Raw genomic sequence first — 17,152 nt, forward strand, 5'->3', positions numbered from 1 at the left:
CGGTTTTTATTCCATTCTGTATATCTGCACGCAATATTTTTTTTCTTTTTTTAAACGAAAGAACCGAGTTAGTTCGCCATTTCAGAGATGAACTTGATACGTACCAGACGTACTTCTTCATCGGTGAAATCATCACCTAATTCATCCAGCGCATCATCAACTTTATCGGTAGTAGACTCCTTGAAGTAATCGTAGATATCAAGCATGTGATCTTCATCCATAATATCTTCCAAGAAGTAGTCAATATTCAATTTGGTTCCCGAAAAAACGATGGCTTCTATTTCATCCAGCAGATCATCAAACTCAATACCCTTTGACATAGCAATATCATCTAACGCAACTTTGCGGTCGATAGCCTGAATAATGGCTACTTTCATCTTAGACTTATTAGCTACCGTGCGTACACGCAAATCTTCGGGACGTTCTATTTCATTTTCTTCGCAATGGCGTTTGATAAGTTTACAGAATTCTTCGCCGTAACGTTTTGCCTTACCGGCTCCGACACCCGGAATATTCTGCAATTCATCTAATGTAATAGGATATATAGTAGCCATTGCTTCTAAGGAAGGATCCTGGAAAATTACATAAGGAGGCACCTCCAACTTCTTAGACAGCTTTTTACGCAAATCTTTTAGCATAGAATAAAGTGCCGGATCTACCGCACAAGCTCCGCCCCCGCGTGCCGGTGCTTCTTCTTCTACTTCCTCGAAGTCATTATCTTCTGTAATCTTAAAGGATTTCGGATGTTTCAGAAATTTCTTACCGTCTTCCGTAACCTTCAGCAAGCCATAGTTTTCAACATCTTTACTCAGATAACCACCTATAAGAGCTTGACGAATAACAGCATTCCATGTTTTGTCTTCTTCGCCCATACCAGAGCCAAACACTTCAAGATCTTCATGCAGATGTGCCTGTACTTCTGAGGTTTCTTTACCTTGTATAATGTCTATTATATAATCCGCTTTAAAATTTTCTTTCACCGCTAGAATAGCTTCAATCACGGTACACAATAATTCTTGAGCTTCCACTTGTTTTTTGGGATTTAAACAGTTGTCACAATTACCACAATTTTCTTCTGTGTATTCTTCACCGAAATAATGAAGTAAAGTCTTTCGGCGACACACGGAAGATTCGGCATACGCAGCGGTCTCCAACAGAAGCTGCTTGCCTATTTCCTGTTCTGCTACAGGTTTGCCTTGCATAAATTTTTCGAGCTTCTGCAAGTCCTTATTGGTATAAAAAGTAATACACTGCCCTTCTCCTCCATCTCTTCCGGCACGTCCGGTCTCCTGATAATATCCTTCAAGACTTTTGGGGATATCATAATGGATCACAAAACGCACATCGGGCTTATCGATACCCATACCAAAAGCAATAGTCGCCACAATCACATCTATTTTTTCCATCAAGAAATCATCTTGATTTTGTGTTCGTGTAGCCGAATCCATTCCAGCATGATATGCACGGGCATTGATACCGTTAGCCTGTAAGATTTCAGCAAGTTCCTCAACTTTCTTACGACTCAGGCAATAAATAATACCTGATTTCTCGTTATTGTTTTTGATGAACTTAATGATGTCCCTATCTACGTTTGTAGTTTTAGGTCGTACCTCATAATAGAGGTTCGGACGATTGAACGACGACTTGTACACTTGCGCATCCACCATACCCAGATTTTTCTGGATATCATGCTGCACTTTAGGAGTAGCAGTCGCAGTCAACGCTATCAGTGGGGCTTTTCCTATTTCATTGATTATGGGGCGAATCCGGCGATATTCCGGACGGAAGTCATGTCCCCATTCCGAGATACAATGAGCTTCGTCTACAGCATAGAAAGAGATCTTTACTGTTTTCAGGAAATCAACATTTTCATCTTTTGTCAACGACTCAGGAGCTACATAAAGCAGCTTTGTCTTGCCATTGACAATATCAGATTTAACTTGATCTATCGCGCCTTTATTAAGAGAAGAGTTTATGAAATGTGCCACACCATCTTCTTCACTGAAGTTCCGCATCGCATCGACTTGATTTTTCATCAATGCAATCAAAGGAGAAATCACAATGGCTGTGCCCTCCATTAATAAGGAGGGGAACTGGTAGCATAATGATTTTCCTCCACCGGTAGGCATCAATACAAAAGTATCGTTACCGTCCAACATGTTTTGGATAATCGCTTCCTGATTTCCTTTAAATTTATCGAACCCGAAGTATTTCTTCAGCTGGTCTGTCAAATTATTCTTCTTCCCTGCCATGATTCATTAGGTTGTTGTTTATAGGGTTATCTTAAAAGTGCGCTTTTCAGCATTCATTCTTATGGAGAACTCTAACAAAGTTATAAACAACTTCTTAAATTTCAAGCATAATACGCCGAATATTTTTCAATAAAAGTAAAAAAGTCGGTTTTACTAAGTATTACCTTTTGATTTTAAGCACTTTGAAGTCTCGCCATGTTTGCCTTCTCAAGTTGTTGTTTTGCATAATCCAACGTCACCACATAACTATTTTTCTGTTCGGACGGGATTTCAAACATTACATCCATCATTATTGTCTCCACAATGGAACGTAATCCGCGGGCACCCAACTTGTATTCGACGGCTTTATCTACGATATATTCAAAAACAGCATCTTCAAAAGTAAGCTTCACTCCATCCATATCGAACAACTTGATATATTGCTTGATGATAGAGTTCTTTGGTTCCGTAAGAATAGCGCGCAAAGCATCACGATCCAACGGATTAAGATAAGTCAACACCGGAAGACGACCGATTATTTCAGGAATTAGTCCGAATGCTTTCAAATCTTGCGGGGCAATGTACTGCATCATATTAGTTTTGTCGATAGTAGCCGTATTACGTACTGCACTATAGCCTACCACATGCGTATTGAGTCGTTGAGCGATCTTCTTTTCAATGCCATCAAAAGCACCTCCGCAGACAAACAGAATATTCTTGGTGTTTACCGGAATCATCTTTTGATCGGGGTGTTTACGTCCACCCTGAGGTGGTACATTCACAACGGAACCTTCCAATAGTTTCAGCAAACCTTGCTGTACACCTTCACCGCTTACGTCACGGGTAATTGAAGGATTGTCACCTTTGCGGGCAATTTTGTCTATTTCATCAATAAAGACAATGCCTTGTTCGGCTTCGGCAACATTGTAGTCGGCTACTTGTAACAAACGAGTCAGGATGCTTTCAATATCTTCGCCCACATATCCGGCTTCAGTCAACACAGTTGCATCTACAATAGTAAAAGGAACGTGAAGCAGTTTGGCTATAGTGCGGGCAAGCAATGTTTTCCCTGTACCGGTGCTACCTACCATAATGATATTGGATTTTTCTATTTCCACATCATCTCCACCATCCTTTTGTAACAGACGCTTGTAATGGTTGTACACGGACACAGCCAGAAAACGCTTGGCATCCTCCTGACCGATAACATATTGATCAAGGAAATTCTTAATCTCTACAGGCTTAGGAAGTTCTTTCAGATTCAGTTTTTTGGCACCACCTTTCTTTGCACCTCCCATAGCTTCCTGAGTAATCTCGTATGCTTGGGTAGCGCAACTGTCGCAGATGTAGCCGTTCATTCCCGTAATGAGAAAGCCGACTTCATCTTCGGAGCGTCCGCAGAAACTGCATCTATTTTTTGTTTTTCTTGAATCTGCCATATTTATTTTTTAATCAACACTTCGTCTACCATACCATATTCTTTGGCTTCCTGGGCAGTCATCCAATAGTCGCGGTCAGAATCAGCCCATACTTTATCAAAATCAGTATGAGAATGATCGGCAATAATGGTATAAAGTTCTTTCTTTAATTTCTGGATTTCACGCGCAGTAATTTCGATATCCGAAGCTTGCCCTTGCGCACCTCCCATCGGTTGATGTATCATTACACGTGAATGGGTCAATGCAGAACGTTTGCCTTCGGCACCCGACACCAATAATACAGCTGCCATACTGGCTGCTATACCTGTGCAGATAGTAGCAACATTGCTACTGATAAACTGCATGGTATCATAAATACCTAGTCCGGCATATACCGAGCCACCCGGTGAGTTGATATAGATAGAGATATCCTTACCCGGATCTACTGAATCCAAATACAGAAGCTGTGCTTGCAATGTATTGGCAGTATAATCATCGATCTGCGTACCCAAAAAAATGATACGGTCCATCATCAGGCGTGAGAATACATCCAGCTGTGTAACATTGAGTTGGCGTTCCTCTAGGATATAGGGATTTAAATACCCGGCTTGTGATTTAATCACATCGTCCAGCATCAAGCTATTCATACCTAAATGCTTGGTAGCGTATTTTCTGAAATCATCCATATTTTTATTCTTTTAGTTTTATAGATTGTGGTTACAAAGAAACAAAAAAGAACACAGAGACACAAAAAAACACAGAGTTATAGTTTGTCAAACTCTGTGTTTCTTTATAAAAATAAGTCTTTTCAGACAAAATCTTATGCAAACATCTTATTAAACTCTTCCATTGAAATGGATTTATTCTCCAATTTCACTTGAGGCTTCAGTGCAGCAGCCAATTTAGCTTCAACAACACGGTTTACCAAACCTTCGATGCTCTCTTTCTTTTTCAACATTTCCTTTGAATAGTTTTCCAAGATATCATCAGGAACACTCATCATGCCGTATTGTGCAAACTGAGCACGAGTTGCTTCCTTAGCCATGTTCATGATGTCTTCTTGTTCTACCTTGATATCATTGATTTTCACCAACTGCTCTTTAATCAGATGCCAAGTCAGTTCTTCAATGCTCTTGTCGTAGTTGTCATCAACAAACTTCTCGTCCTTTTCAGGATTGTTCAGACGCATAATACGCTTCAGCAAAGCATCCGGGAATTCCAATTTACCGATCTTGTCAGTCAAAACCTTGCGCAAGTCGATAAGGAATTTATAATCGCTGTCAGCAACAAACTGAGCGGCAATGATTTCTTTTACTTTAGCACGGAAATCTGCTTCATTGTTTACTACACCTTCACCCAATACCTGGTTGAAGATTTCCTGATTCAAGTCACCCGCAACAAAACGAGTAATTTCTTCAACCTGGAAGCTGAAATTAGACTTCATATCAGCAGCAGCTTCTTTTTCAATCTTCAACAATGAAGATAATTCTGTAGCATTGCCATCCCATGCAGCACTAGGATTGAACACGAGTACATCGTTTACCTTTGCACCGGCAAAAATAGCTTTCTGTTCGTCGTTCTTCATGTAAGCAGGCATCATAACAGCACCTTCTACCTGAATGCCACCTTCTTTAGTATTACCGTTTTCATCAAGTTCGGCAAGCAGACCTTTCAGCATATCATTGTCAGCGTATACATCTACTTGGTCATACTTACCAGTACGTTGAGTATAAGCCTTCACCTGATTGTCTACCATTTCATCGGAAACTTCAATAGTGTAGTAATCTACTTTATCTTTGTCAGTTACTTCAGCTTTGAACTCAGGAGCCAAAGCAATATCGAACAGGAATTCAAACTCTTCCATTGTATCGAAGTCAATTGCAGTTTGCTTATCTTCGTTAGGCAGAGGCTCACCCAAAATTTCGATTTTATTATCTTGGATATACTTATATACTGAATCTGAAAGGAGTTTGTTTACTTCTTCTGCCAATACAGATTTACCATACATTTTCTTAACCAGACTCATCGGTACCATACCTTTACGGAATCCGGGAACCTGTGCTTTTTGACGGAAGTTCTTCAACGACTTGTCTACTTGTTCCTGATAGTCTGCTTTCTCAAGTTTTACAGTAAGCAATGCGCTTACTTTGTCAATGTTTTGTAATGAAACGTTCATTCTGACAATTATTTATTTGATTTATACTATATTCCACATTCTCAAACGAGGGTGCAAAATTAGCGTTATTCTTTCAATTATCAAAAAACATTGCAGATTTATTTCTTTCCAGACAACAGGGGAATGATTCCTAAACTTTTATTAACGTACAATTGTCCATCTATAAAAATAAAAACGTCCGGGGCACTCTGAGAGAATAGTAATTCTATAATATAAGGATTATCTGGTTTTAGGCTTTGCTTTCTCTTATTTTTTAGGAGTTAAAAGAGTTATCACTCCGTTAGGAGTTAGAGGAGTTAAGCCAATGGCTATTACGATGCTTTCCTATAGTGGGAACTTTCGTTCTATATACTTAATTACCAACACATTCTATTTACACATTTATCACGCACTAATGTAAAACACGTTACTCCAGCATGTAACGATCTTTACCTAATAGTGTAACGGTCGTTACCTCGTAGTGTAAACACCTTTACTCCATAGTGTAAAGAATGTGATTCTATGAGGTAAAGGACGTCTTCTCCTAATGTAACTGATCTTATTGACTATTGCCTTCAGTTCACCCTCATCTCCTTTTTTGTTCTTCTGTTCTTTTGTCTAGAAAACATTCCAGTTCATGCCTTACAGGCTTTTCGCAAATCAATTCTGTTTGAGTATAGAGAAAAAATAAAAATAATTGCGAAAAAGTATCATTTATCCGAATTTTATATGTTTCTTTGTTGCGGAATAATGGCGCATTAGTTTCTCGATTTCCGTTGCATGGTTTTTACTGCCGTTTTCAAAACGCTTTTGTAAACTCTCTGTCGTAGTGATCTTTTTATTATTTAGCCATCGTTCCAAGAGAGTTTTATTCATTTATTTATTTTACATTTTTCATTATGAACATTTATGTTGGAAACCTTAACTACCGTGTTAAGGAAAGCGACCTGCAGAAGGTTATGGAAGAATACGCACCTGTATCTTCTATCAAATTTATCACTGACCGCGAAACAAAACGTTTCAGAGGTATTGCATTCGTTGAAATGGAAGACGGCGAAGCAGCAGCTAAAGTAATTTCAGAACTTGACGGCGCAGAATTCTTCGGACGCCAAATGGTAGTGAAAGAAGCAAGACCTCCGAAATTTTAATCATATAGATTAAAGGAGAAAAATAAAAAAGACCGCTCATGGCGGTCTTTTTTATTTTCTAATCATTACTTCATAAATTCTTTGCGACGTAATACGAAGCTATTACTCAAATACTTCTCACGTACTATTTTATTTTCAGCCAGTTCTTCAGGTGTGCCTTGAAATAAGATCTTTCCTTCGAACAGCAGATAAGCACGATCGGTAATACTTAGTGTCTCCTGCACATTATGGTCCGTAATTAGAATTCCGATATTCCGATCTTTCAGTTTCCATACAATCTGCTGGATATCTTCTACAGCGATAGGGTCTACTCCGGCAAAAGGTTCGTCAAGCATGATGAACTTAGGGTCGATAGCAAGGCAACGGGCAATCTCCGTACGACGACGTTCACCACCCGATAATTGATTACCGTTATTTTTGCGCACTTTCTGCAAACGGAATTCAGCTATCAAACTCTCCAACTTATCTTTCTGGTACTCCAACGGTTTATCGGTCATCTCCAACACAGATGCGATATTATCTTCCACACTCATCTGGCGGAACACAGAGGCTTCCTGTGCCAAATAGCCGATGCCGGTCTGTGCACGCTTGTATACCGGATAGTTTGTAATCTCCAAATCATCCAAGAAGATACGCCCTTCATTCGGAGTAATCAAACCAACGGTCATGTAGAACGAAGTCGTCTTACCGGCACCGTTAGGGCCCAGCAAACCAACAATTTCCCCTTGCTTCACATCGATAGAGACATGGCTCACTACCGTACGCTTTCCGTACTTTTTCACCAAATCTTCCGTGCGAAGCACCATTTTGCTTTCTTCCATACTTGCGTTATTTTGCCGCAAATGTAGCAAAATAAGCCGAAATGATGTACATTTGCAGACAAATACTTACGAGTTATGATTAAAGCACTTAGAACAGTCGGTAAATATATCATGCTTATGGGACGTGTTTTCGCCCGCCCCGAACGTATGCGTATGTTTTTCCGGCAATATGTAAATGAGTTGGAACAGCTCGGCGTAAATTCTATCGGCATTGTGTTGTTGATATCATTTTTCATCGGAGCCGTTATCACCATACAAATCAAGCTGAACATTGAAAGCCCTTTCATGCCCCGCTGGACAGTGGGATATGTGACCCGTGAAATTATGTTACTGGAATTTTCGTCTTCCATCATGTGCTTGATTCTGGCAGGAAAAGTCGGTTCCAATATTGCTTCCGAACTGGGCACCATGCGCGTAACGCAGCAAATAGATGCCCTTGAAATAATGGGAGTCAATTCTGCGAATTACCTGATTTTACCTAAAATTGTCGCGATGGTATCAACCATTCCGTTGATGGTAACGTTCAGTATATTCGCGGGCATCATAGGCGCCTTTTGCACGTGTTGGTTCGGAGGCATTATGACGGCGGTAGATTTGGAATATGGTTTGCAATATATGTTTGTGGAATGGTTTATTTGGTGTGGCATCATCAAGTCACTTTTCTTTGCTTTCATTATCGCCAGCGTATCGGCTTACTTTGGCTATACAGTCGAAGGAGGTTCCATCGAGGTAGGTAAAGCATCTACTGATTCAGTAGTGTGCAGTAGCGTGCTCATCTTATTTGCCGACCTTATATTAACTAAACTATTAATGGGATGATCGAACTAATTGGACTTTGCAAATCATTTGAAGAGAAAGAAGTGTTGAAAGATATCAATGCCACTTTCGAGAACGGAAAAACCAACCTTATTATCGGCCAAAGCGGTTCGGGAAAGACGGTACTTATGAAATGTATCGTCGGCCTGCTGACTCCCGAAAAAGGAGAGTTACTATACGACCATCGTAACTTCCTCGCCATGGGCAAGAAGGAAAAGAAGGCATTACGGCGCGAAATGGGGATGATTTTCCAAAGCGCTGCCCTATTCGACTCCATGTCGGTATTGGACAACGTTATGTTCCCTCTGAACATGTTCAGCAATGACACCTTGCGCGACCGTACCCGCCGTGCCATGTTCTGCCTGGAACGCGTAAACTTGACCGAAGCCAAAGATAAATTTCCGGGTGAAATCAGTGGAGGTATGCAGAAGCGTGTAGCCATAGCGCGCGCCATTGCGTTGAATCCTCAATATTTGTTCTGTGATGAACCGAACTCCGGTTTAGACCCCAAGACATCACTCGTTATTGACGAGTTGATACAAGATATCACTCGTGAATACAACATGACCACACTTATCAACACCCATGACATGAACTCCGTAATGGGTATTGGTGAGAAAATCATCTACATCTACGAAGGACGTAAAGAGTGGGAAGGCAGCAAAAACGATATCTTCACCAGCACCAACGAACGGTTGAATAGCTTCATCTTCGCCTCCGAGTTATTCAGGAAAGTGAAAGAAGTAGAAATACAAAACATCGAAGGCTAATAATTCAAAACCTTCTTACCCCCTAAAAAGAAGCATCCGAAACAATTGTTCCGGATGCTCCATTCTCATAAAACCAGTTAATAAATTGATTTATATCATCACGATATAGTTTGATTGTCTCTATAAATCATACAGAAATACAAAGCACAATTTCAATTACTCCGCAAAGTTAAGTAAAACAGTTCAATAAAAAAATAACGGAAAACCGTGACAAACCTTACTTTTGTGAATTATTCTACAACAATCCACCCTTGCGCAAGAGCCTTCATTACCATATCTATGGCATTCTTTGCATCAAATTTATTAATCAAACGCTTACGAAAAGTTTCTACTGTATTTTCTGATATATTTAACAATTTCGCTATTTCATGGGTATTTAACCCTTTGGCAACCGCTTGCAAAACGTCTTTTTCCCGGCGTGTAGGCCCTTCTTTCGGTAAGATCTCAAATGAATTCCGATGCAGCTTCTCGTAAATAGAGGCAAAACGAGGACAAGTATACGATTCTCCCTGCAATACACTGCGTATGGCATTCACCAATTCTGAAACAGTGGAGCTTTTTAGTATAATGGCATTTACTCCACTTTGTGCCAGCTGATTCACAATCCATATTTCCTCGTGCATGGTATTTACGATGATCCGTGCATTCTCATTCAGTTCACGGATTTGGGTGATTAAGTCAAAGCCCGAAATATCAGGAAGCCCCACATCCAGAATATATATATCATAATCGCGTTCAGCAATCAATTCAGCTGCTTCCTTACCTGAAGTCACAGCGTTAGCCACAACTACTTCCGGTATTTTACCCACTAATCTGCAAATACCTTCAAGGATTAAGCTGTGATCATCTACCACCAGCATTTCTGCTTTTAACCTTTTTTCCATAGTGTCTACACGAGAACCGTTACTTTTAAATGAGTTCCATTTCCTATCCTACTATCAATCTCAACCTTTGCCCCAATCGCATCTGCACGTTGCTGAATAGTACGCAATCCAATACCATTGGTCTTCTTATTTACTTCAAAACCTCTACCATCATCAATCACCTGCACCGAAAGTTGCTTTTCTTCCAATGACAAGCTAACATGCAGGCAGGAGGCATACGCATATTTCAATGTGTTACTTACTGCTTCTTGCACAATACGATAGATTTCAAAACCTATTTCTTGTGGAATCACTTGCCAGTTCACCTCTTTGGTCGACAAATACTCAACCTGCATACCCGACGGCAAAGGCAGATGTTGCACATAGTCAGACAACATCTCATCTATCGTAGCATACTGGAAAGCCGGAGGCATCAATTCATGTGACATGCTCCTTAACCGTAGTCTGATGGATTCCAGTTGCCGTAATTGTTCGCTCCCAGCTCCGCCTTCTTCCTTGGGTAACGACCGAACATCCATTTCAAGTGCTAATAGATTATTGCAAACATCATCGTGAAGTTCTGTTGCCATACGATGCCGCTCGCTTTCCAATCCATCAATATAATTACGTGTCAACCTTAGTTCCGTTTCCTTCTGTAGCTCCATGAATTCCCGCTCCTTATCACCCGCAACCTTGGCTAAAACGGCTAAACGAGCTTTCTGACGTTGGCGCGCAAATAGTAATACAAGCAATACTATTATCAGCAATGCTAAAGCAGTACCAAATATAATACGACGCTTCACCAATTCAGCCTTCAACTCCAGATCTTTTTGCTGTAAACGAATAATTTCCAATTCTTTTTCTGCAGTCCGATACTTCACTGAGTAATCAGAAAGCTGCTTTGTTTTCTCGGTCTGAAATAACGATTCACGAAGTGCATAAGCCTTATTCAGATAGTGATAGGCTTTTTCATCTTTATGCATAGCTTTATAGCATTTAGCCAAATGCAAATAGCGCTCATAATCCCTGGCATCTTGATAGCCATTCTCCAACATATTTATCATGCGGAGATAATAAACTGTAGCTTCCGCATATTGTCGATCGTCTTCTAGCACAGCTGATTTTACCCTATAATAACGATAATGTTCTACATCAGTTTTAAGTTCCCCAACTAGTTTATCCATTTTACCTAAGTATTCCTTCGCTACCTCAAGCTGTTTCATCTGGCGGCATGCGTTCACCAGATAGTCATAGGCTTCACATAATCGCCGGCGGTTATTACCTTCTTCCAGGATGGGTATAGCCTTCAGTAAAGTGGCAATTCCCGCAGTTCTAGTATTAGACATATTACACTGAATAGCTCCCAGATTTACATAACATATACCTTCCATCTGTCTATTTCCCATTTTTTTAGCATATTCCAACGCTTTTTCAGAAAAAGGGATGGCATCTTTGGGGCGACTCCAGTCACAATAAGCAGTAGCTATGTTTCCATAAATATAGGCTGCTATTCTATAATTTTTCTGCGTTTCACATAAGGAGAGTGCTTTTTCAAAATTTTCAATGCATTTATCTAAATTCTTCTTCCGGCGATAAATTGTTCCCAATTGATTCAGATTCTCTATCAGCATAGCAGTATCCTTATCTGCTGTAGAACGTTCAGCTGCCCGAAGTGTATAAACTAAGGCAGAGTCGGTTTTACCTTCATATAGGAAAGAACTTGCGTAATTGGTCAGCATTGTTCTATATTTATCGGCAGCTCCTGGCATATTATCCGCAGCAGCCATTCCTTTTTTAAAGTAGTAACGTGCAGAGTCATATTGCATATCCACATTGAAATAATATCCCATATCACTTGAGCAGTCAGCGATATAACTTTTCCTCCCTATCTTTTCGGCTAAAGTAATAGCTTTACGTTTCAAAGTATATCCATTCTCATACTCTCCTCGGATAAAACAAGCTTCGCTCTTCCAAAGGTAGTATTCAATAAAGCAATCAGAAGATTTGGTAGAAACTCCTAGTTGCCGGATAGTATCGGCATATAAAGATAATAATTCAGGGCTTTCTTCTTTCTCATAGAGGTAATGGCATACCTCCGAATATGCTTTCAAATTCTTATCAGTTGCAGCTTTTTGGCGCAATACAGAAAGTTCATCAGCCTCCTGAGCCTGAAGATAAGGTATCTGTAAACACAACAAAAGCACCCAAATAGTTTCCGCCCGCTTCATTTATGTAAAGTTTAATTCATAGACAAAAATACTTATAATATTTATACAAACCTACTCTTCATTTATATTTCTTTATACATACAAAAAAGAAAAGACCGATTTGTCGCCAAATCGGTCTTTTCTGTATAATATTAAAAGCAGAAATGGGTTATCACTTCTGCCGAATATAAATATTTATCGGTGTTCCTGTCAAATTCCATTTTTCACGCATTTTATTCTCTAAAAAGCGTTTATACGGCTCTTTCACATATTGTGGAAGATTTGCGAAATATACGAACGACGGGACACGTGTATTTGGTAATTGCGTAATATATTTTATCTTGATATATTTCCCTTTGATCGCAGGAGGCGGATAAGCCTCGATGAGTGGAAGCATCTCCTCATTCAAACGAGCAGTAGGAATGCGAGTCATACGGTTTTCATATACGCTACGAGCTTCTTCCAAAACCTTCAAGATACGCTGCTTTGTCAGGGCAGAAGCAAAGATGATAGGAAAGTCTACAAATGGAGCAAAACGATTACGGATAGCATCCTCAAAGGTCTTCATCACCTTTGCCGTCTTATCCTCGACCAAATCCCATTTATTAACAACCACTACCAAACCTTTTTCATTCTTTTGGATCAAAGAGAAAATATTCAAATCCTGGCTTTCGATACCTCGCGTTGCATCTACCATCAGAATACACACATCCGCATTTTCAATGGAACGAATAGAGCGAATAACAGAATAATATTCCAAATCTTCGCTGACCTTATTCTTCTTACGAATACCTGCCGTATCTACCAGATAGAAATCAAAACCGAATTTATTATAACGGGTATAAATCGAGTCACGAGTAGTTCCTGCAATCTCAGTAACAATATTGCGATCTTCGCCTATAAATGCATTTACAATAGAAGATTTACCGGCATTAGGACGACCTACCACAGCAAAACGAGGAATATCCTCATCTAATATTTCATCGGTTTCTTTTTTAAACGCACTGACAATAAGATCCATCATATCTCCTGTACCACTACCTGTGACCGCCGAAACACAATAAGGATCGCCCAACCCCAAACGATAGAACTCAGGGGCATTGTATTGCAGTTCATTATTATCTGTCTTATTTGCAATCAACAATACAGGCTTTTTGGAACGGCGCAAAATGGTAGCTACCTGTTCATCCAAGTCAGTCACACCGTTCATCACATCTACAACAAATAGTATGACATCGGCTTCATCTAAAGCCATCAGTACTTGTTTTCGTATCTCTTCTTCGAATATATCATCCGAATTCACTACCCAGCCACCGGTATCTACTACCGAGAACTCACGCCCTAACCATTCGCTTTTACCGTATTGACGGTCACGGGTGGTTCCTGCTTCTTCGTTTACAATAGCCTGACGCGTTTTAGTCAGACGGTTAAATAACGTAGACTTTCCCACATTGGGGCGTCCTACAATTGCAACTAAATTTCCCATAGTTCACACTCTTTGTTTTTGCGACTATCACAGTCGTATGAATAACTCTTAATCCAGTTGATAACCAAAGCTACGCAATTCTTTATCCGAACTGCGCCAATCTTTATCAACTTTCACAAACGTCTCCAGAAAAATAGTTTTCCCGAAGAACTTTTCTAATTCCCGGCGTGCCTCGGTTGCAACTTTCTTTAAAGCTTTCCCTTGTTTACCGATTATAATACCTTTCTGCGAATCACGTTCTACATAGATAACAGCATTAATATGTATCTTCTTCGCTTCTTCTTTAAATTGCTCCACCACTACCTCTACCGAATAAGGAATCTCCTTATCGTAATATAGCAGAATCTTTTCACGGATAATCTCGGTCACAAAAAAACGTGCCGGTTTGTCCGTCCACTGGTCTTTGTCAAAATAAGGCGGCGAATCAGGTAAAAGCTCCTTTATCCGCTTCATGACATAGTCCACATTGAATCTCGTTGTAGCAGAAATAGGTACTATTTCCGCTTTAGGCAACAACTCTTTCCATGCTTCTACCAGTTCTACCAGTTTCTCCTGATTAGTCAAATCTATCTTATTGATAAGCAGCAATACAGGTACTTCCATTTGGGCTACCTTCTCCACAAAATCATTGTGCTTATCAGGAGTTTCAACCACATCAGTAACATAAAGCAGCACATCTGCATCCGTCAATGCCGAAGTCGAAAAATTCAGCATAGATTCCTGCAACTTATAATTTGGCTTCAGGACACCCGGGGTATCCGAAAACACAATTTGCATATCATCCGTATTATAAATACCCATAATACGATGACGGGTAGTCTGTGCCTTGAAAGTAGCGATGGAAATTCGCTCACCAACCAAAGCATTCATCAAGGTGGATTTACCCACATTCGGATTACCCACGATATTTACAAAACCTGCTTTATGCATAACTTTAGCGTTTTGAGTTGAGACAAAAAAACGCATCGAATCGAAATAGGATGCGTTTCTTTAGAGTATATGTTTAGTAATTGCAATTCGTATTCAGGGATTTACAGTTACTGTTTCTTTCCGTCATATCCCCACTTCACGTAAACGGCTCCCCAAGTAAATCCGGCGCCGAATGCCGTAAAGATAAGATTATCACCTTTCTTCAATTTTTCTTCAAAATCCCAAATGCAAAGTGGAAGTGTCGCAGCACTTGTATTACCATAATGTTCTATGTTAATTAGTACTTTTTCATGAGGAACTTCCAGGCGATGTGCCACTGCATCGATGATGCGAAGATTTGCCTGATGTGGGATTACCCAGTCAATGCTATCTTTAGTCAGACCATTTTTCTCTGCAATAGCAGCACTAATATCCGACATATTAGAAACAGCATATTTAAATACTGTACGTCCTTCTTGATAAAGATAATGCATGTGGTTATCCACCGTAAAATAAGAAGGAGGACAAACCGAACCACCAGCCTTCAAATGTAAGAAAGGTAACCCTTTACCATCCGTTCTCAACATAGAATCTATGATACCTAAATCTTCTGTAGTGGGTTCTAACATAAATGCCGCAGCACCATCACCGAAAATCGGACAAGTAGCACGATCACTATAGTTCGTAATCGACGACATTTTGTCTGCACCTACAATAATGACTTTCTTGTATCGTCCTGAACGGATAAAGTTCGCAGCTGTCTCCATCAGATAAAGGAATCCACAGCAAGCAGCAGACAAATCAAATGCAAAAGCGTTCTTAAGACTAAGTTTGTCACACAATATAGATGCAATAGAGGGAAATTGGTAGTCAGGAGTAGAAGTAGCGACAATTACCAAGTCAATATCTTCCGGTTTAGAACCTGTACGTTGCATCAGCTGCTTTGCGGCTTTACGTGCCATATACGAAGTTCCTAAGCCTTCTTCATTCAGGATATGCCTTTCCTTTACTCCGATACGGGTCATAATCCATTCATCGTTGGTATCTACCATCTTTGAGATTTCATCATTCGTCAAGATGTAATCAGGTACATACCCACCGACTCCTGTAATTACTGCATTAATTTTTTCCATTAAAATGTTGTTTACTTATAGATCACTTAAACAACGGTAGTCTAAAAAGGTTTGTTTATTCTCTATACAAATCTTCTTAGACACCCGATATTCAAGTATAAGTTTTAGTCAAAACCAGCCGTAATTAAACAGCAGCTTCTTTTTCAATTGCAAGTTTACCTCTGTAGTAACCACATGCGCCACATACAGTATGATATACATGCCATTCACCGCAATTCGGGCAAATAGCCAATGTAGGAGCTACTGCTTTATCATGAGTTCTTCTCTTAGCTTGTCTCGTACTTGACTGTCTTCTCTTAGGATGTGCCATTTTTTTCTAATCTTTAATTGTTATCTAATATTTTCTTTAATTCGTCCCAACGCGGATCAACCGGCGTTTCCATTTCTTCATTAGCCAACCCTGATTCTTCTTCAGGAGCAAAAGAATCCTCCGCCATATCATCATCATCCGGAGTCGTACGGATATGCTTGTTCAACTTACTGCTCATCGCCTTGTTGCACTTACCCGGAGCATGTACATGCTTCATAGGGATCGCCAAAGCAATAAACTCGTATATGAACCATGCTACGTTAATTTCTCCTTCCTCTTCAGGAATGACAATGAGATTATCTCCTTCTTCGGCATATTCATGGCCAAACTTAACCAGCAACTTGTCAGTCGAACTGACCGGCTGTTCCATATCGTCCAAACAACGGTCACATGGTACCCATACAATCCCGTCGGTCTGGAAGTTCAATTCGAAAGCACGAGATGTTTTCTTTACAACCAATACCACATTCACTTTTCCCTTCTGTACTTCCGGGCCATCGATGTTGGCAAAAAAAAGATTATCCAGAACAAACTCATATTTACATGAATCTTCCTGCATACCTTTCAAATCAATTTTGTATTTATCAAACTTTCCCAAAGCTTCTTTTGTTTATTCGGGCGACAAAGATACGAATAATTATCCTCATTATGTAGCATTTATGATAAAAACTTCACTTTTTTATATCGATTTCACCCTAATATCATTACTTAATGTAAAGTTTTACGTAGTTGTTCAAACGCAAGAAGCCCCTGTATCATGGATACAAGGGCTTCTCTTCAAAAACGGCGACTACCTACTCTCCCACTGTTACGCAGTACCATCGGCGTGACCGGGCTTAACTTCTCTGTTCGGAATGGGAAGAGGTGGAACCCCGGTGCTATAGT

Annotated in this window: 15 protein-coding genes and 1 rRNA gene; 3 read left to right on the plus strand and 13 right to left on the minus strand. The window is 40.0% G+C overall.

Translation table 11 applies throughout. From position 1 onward, the window contains the following. Positions 1-68: 68 nt before the first annotated feature. The 4 genes from recQ to tig form a co-directional block, all read right to left on the minus strand. Positions 69-2,252: a DNA helicase RecQ gene (recQ, locus tag Q1W14_RS10680; RefSeq protein ID WP_300701392.1), complete on the minus strand. Its 2,184-nt coding sequence runs from the start codon at positions 2,250-2,252 to the stop codon at positions 69-71. A 173-nt stretch (positions 2,253-2,425) separates the two neighbouring features. Beyond that, complete coding sequence (clpX, locus tag Q1W14_RS10685; protein ID WP_300701393.1) at positions 2,426-3,670, minus strand: ATP-dependent Clp protease ATP-binding subunit ClpX; 1,245 nt, start codon at positions 3,668-3,670, stop codon at positions 2,426-2,428. A 2-nt stretch (positions 3,671-3,672) separates the two neighbouring features. Next, positions 3,673-4,335 (minus strand): ATP-dependent Clp endopeptidase proteolytic subunit ClpP, encoded by a 663-nt coding sequence (gene clpP, locus Q1W14_RS10690; RefSeq protein ID WP_300701394.1) that lies wholly within the window; start codon positions 4,333-4,335, stop codon positions 3,673-3,675. A 134-nt stretch (positions 4,336-4,469) separates the two neighbouring features. After that, on the minus strand, positions 4,470-5,825 hold the full coding sequence (gene tig / locus Q1W14_RS10695; RefSeq protein WP_300701395.1) for a trigger factor: 1,356 nt from the start codon (positions 5,823-5,825) through the stop codon (positions 4,470-4,472). 878 nt (positions 5,826-6,703) lie between these two features. Between tig and Q1W14_RS10700 the strand changes: the two genes are divergently transcribed. Continuing rightward, complete coding sequence (locus Q1W14_RS10700) at positions 6,704-6,952, plus strand: RNA-binding protein (RefSeq protein ID WP_300701396.1); 249 nt, start codon at positions 6,704-6,706, stop codon at positions 6,950-6,952. A 65-nt stretch (positions 6,953-7,017) separates the two neighbouring features. Here Q1W14_RS10700 and lptB read toward each other — a convergent pair whose 3' ends face one another. Beyond that, positions 7,018-7,773: an LPS export ABC transporter ATP-binding protein gene (gene lptB / locus Q1W14_RS10705; RefSeq protein ID WP_300701397.1), complete on the minus strand. Its 756-nt coding sequence runs from the start codon at positions 7,771-7,773 to the stop codon at positions 7,018-7,020. A 75-nt stretch (positions 7,774-7,848) separates the two neighbouring features. Between lptB and Q1W14_RS10710 the strand changes: the two genes are divergently transcribed. Continuing rightward, a complete protein-coding gene (locus Q1W14_RS10710; protein ID WP_294594146.1) occupies positions 7,849-8,592 on the plus strand; it encodes an ABC transporter permease in 744 nt (247 codons plus the stop codon). Beyond that, complete coding sequence (locus tag Q1W14_RS10715) at positions 8,589-9,359, plus strand: ABC transporter ATP-binding protein (protein WP_300701398.1); 771 nt, start codon at positions 8,589-8,591, stop codon at positions 9,357-9,359. Before Q1W14_RS10710 ends, Q1W14_RS10715 begins: the two co-directional genes overlap by 4 nt. Positions 9,360-9,589: 230 nt before the next feature. Here Q1W14_RS10715 and Q1W14_RS10720 read toward each other — a convergent pair whose 3' ends face one another. The 8 genes from Q1W14_RS10720 to rrf all read right to left on the minus strand — a co-directional run. Then, positions 9,590-10,243, minus strand: a complete 654-nt coding sequence (locus Q1W14_RS10720) for a response regulator transcription factor (protein WP_300701399.1) — start codon at positions 10,241-10,243, stop codon at positions 9,590-9,592. Between the two features lie 5 nt (positions 10,244-10,248). After that, positions 10,249-12,450: a tetratricopeptide repeat protein gene (locus tag Q1W14_RS10725; RefSeq protein WP_300701400.1), complete on the minus strand. Its 2,202-nt coding sequence runs from the start codon at positions 12,448-12,450 to the stop codon at positions 10,249-10,251. A gap of 151 nt (positions 12,451-12,601) precedes the next feature. Further along, positions 12,602-13,915, minus strand: coding sequence for a ribosome biogenesis GTPase Der (gene der, locus Q1W14_RS10730; RefSeq protein ID WP_300701401.1), 1,314 nt, complete (start codon positions 13,913-13,915; stop codon positions 12,602-12,604). Between the two features lie 48 nt (positions 13,916-13,963). Next, complete coding sequence (gene era, locus Q1W14_RS10735; protein ID WP_300701402.1) at positions 13,964-14,845, minus strand: GTPase Era; 882 nt, start codon at positions 14,843-14,845, stop codon at positions 13,964-13,966. A gap of 107 nt (positions 14,846-14,952) precedes the next feature. Then, the gene (locus Q1W14_RS10740; protein WP_300701403.1) at positions 14,953-15,957 is read right to left on the minus strand and encodes a beta-ketoacyl-ACP synthase III; all 1,005 of its coding nucleotides are present in this window, start codon (positions 15,955-15,957) and stop codon (positions 14,953-14,955) included. A 124-nt stretch (positions 15,958-16,081) separates the two neighbouring features. After that, positions 16,082-16,267, minus strand: a complete 186-nt coding sequence (gene rpmF, locus Q1W14_RS10745) for a 50S ribosomal protein L32 (RefSeq protein ID WP_004296852.1) — start codon at positions 16,265-16,267, stop codon at positions 16,082-16,084. A 13-nt stretch (positions 16,268-16,280) separates the two neighbouring features. After that, positions 16,281-16,865 carry a DUF177 domain-containing protein gene (locus tag Q1W14_RS10750; protein ID WP_300701404.1) on the minus strand — a complete coding sequence of 195 codons (585 nt, stop codon included), beginning with the start codon at positions 16,863-16,865 and terminating at the stop codon, positions 16,281-16,283. 183 nt (positions 16,866-17,048) lie between these two features. After that, positions 17,049-17,152: ribosomal RNA gene (gene rrf, locus Q1W14_RS10755) — 5S ribosomal RNA — on the minus strand; the annotation flags it as partial.

This window comes from Bacteroides sp. (genome assembly GCF_030151085.1).
Lineage (GTDB): Bacteria > Bacteroidota > Bacteroidia > Bacteroidales > Bacteroidaceae > Bacteroides.

Excerpts from the sequence above, each read along its gene's own strand:
- recQ (WP_300701392.1), bottom strand. The coding sequence starts at position 2,252 with ATGGCAGGGAAGAAGAATAATTTGACAGACCAGCTGAAGAAATACTTC.
- clpX (WP_300701393.1), bottom strand. The coding sequence starts at position 3,670 with ATGGCAGATTCAAGAAAAACAAAAAATAGATGCAGTTTCTGCGGACGC.
- clpP (WP_300701394.1), bottom strand. The coding sequence starts at position 4,335 with ATGGATGATTTCAGAAAATACGCTACCAAGCATTTAGGTATGAATAGC.
- tig (WP_300701395.1), bottom strand. The coding sequence starts at position 5,825 with ATGAACGTTTCATTACAAAACATTGACAAAGTAAGCGCATTGCTTACT.
- Q1W14_RS10700 (WP_300701396.1), top strand. The coding sequence starts at position 6,704 with ATGAACATTTATGTTGGAAACCTTAACTACCGTGTTAAGGAAAGCGAC.
- lptB (WP_300701397.1), bottom strand. The coding sequence starts at position 7,773 with ATGGAAGAAAGCAAAATGGTGCTTCGCACGGAAGATTTGGTGAAAAAG.
- Q1W14_RS10710 (WP_294594146.1), top strand. The coding sequence starts at position 7,849 with ATGATTAAAGCACTTAGAACAGTCGGTAAATATATCATGCTTATGGGA.
- Q1W14_RS10715 (WP_300701398.1), top strand. The coding sequence starts at position 8,589 with ATGATCGAACTAATTGGACTTTGCAAATCATTTGAAGAGAAAGAAGTG.
- Q1W14_RS10720 (WP_300701399.1), bottom strand. The coding sequence starts at position 10,243 with ATGGAAAAAAGGTTAAAAGCAGAAATGCTGGTGGTAGATGATCACAGC.
- Q1W14_RS10725 (WP_300701400.1), bottom strand. The coding sequence starts at position 12,450 with ATGAAGCGGGCGGAAACTATTTGGGTGCTTTTGTTGTGTTTACAGATA.
- der (WP_300701401.1), bottom strand. The coding sequence starts at position 13,915 with ATGGGAAATTTAGTTGCAATTGTAGGACGCCCCAATGTGGGAAAGTCT.
- era (WP_300701402.1), bottom strand. The coding sequence starts at position 14,845 with ATGCATAAAGCAGGTTTTGTAAATATCGTGGGTAATCCGAATGTGGGT.
- Q1W14_RS10740 (WP_300701403.1), bottom strand. The coding sequence starts at position 15,957 with ATGGAAAAAATTAATGCAGTAATTACAGGAGTCGGTGGGTATGTACCT.
- rpmF (WP_004296852.1), bottom strand. The coding sequence starts at position 16,267 with ATGGCACATCCTAAGAGAAGACAGTCAAGTACGAGACAAGCTAAGAGA.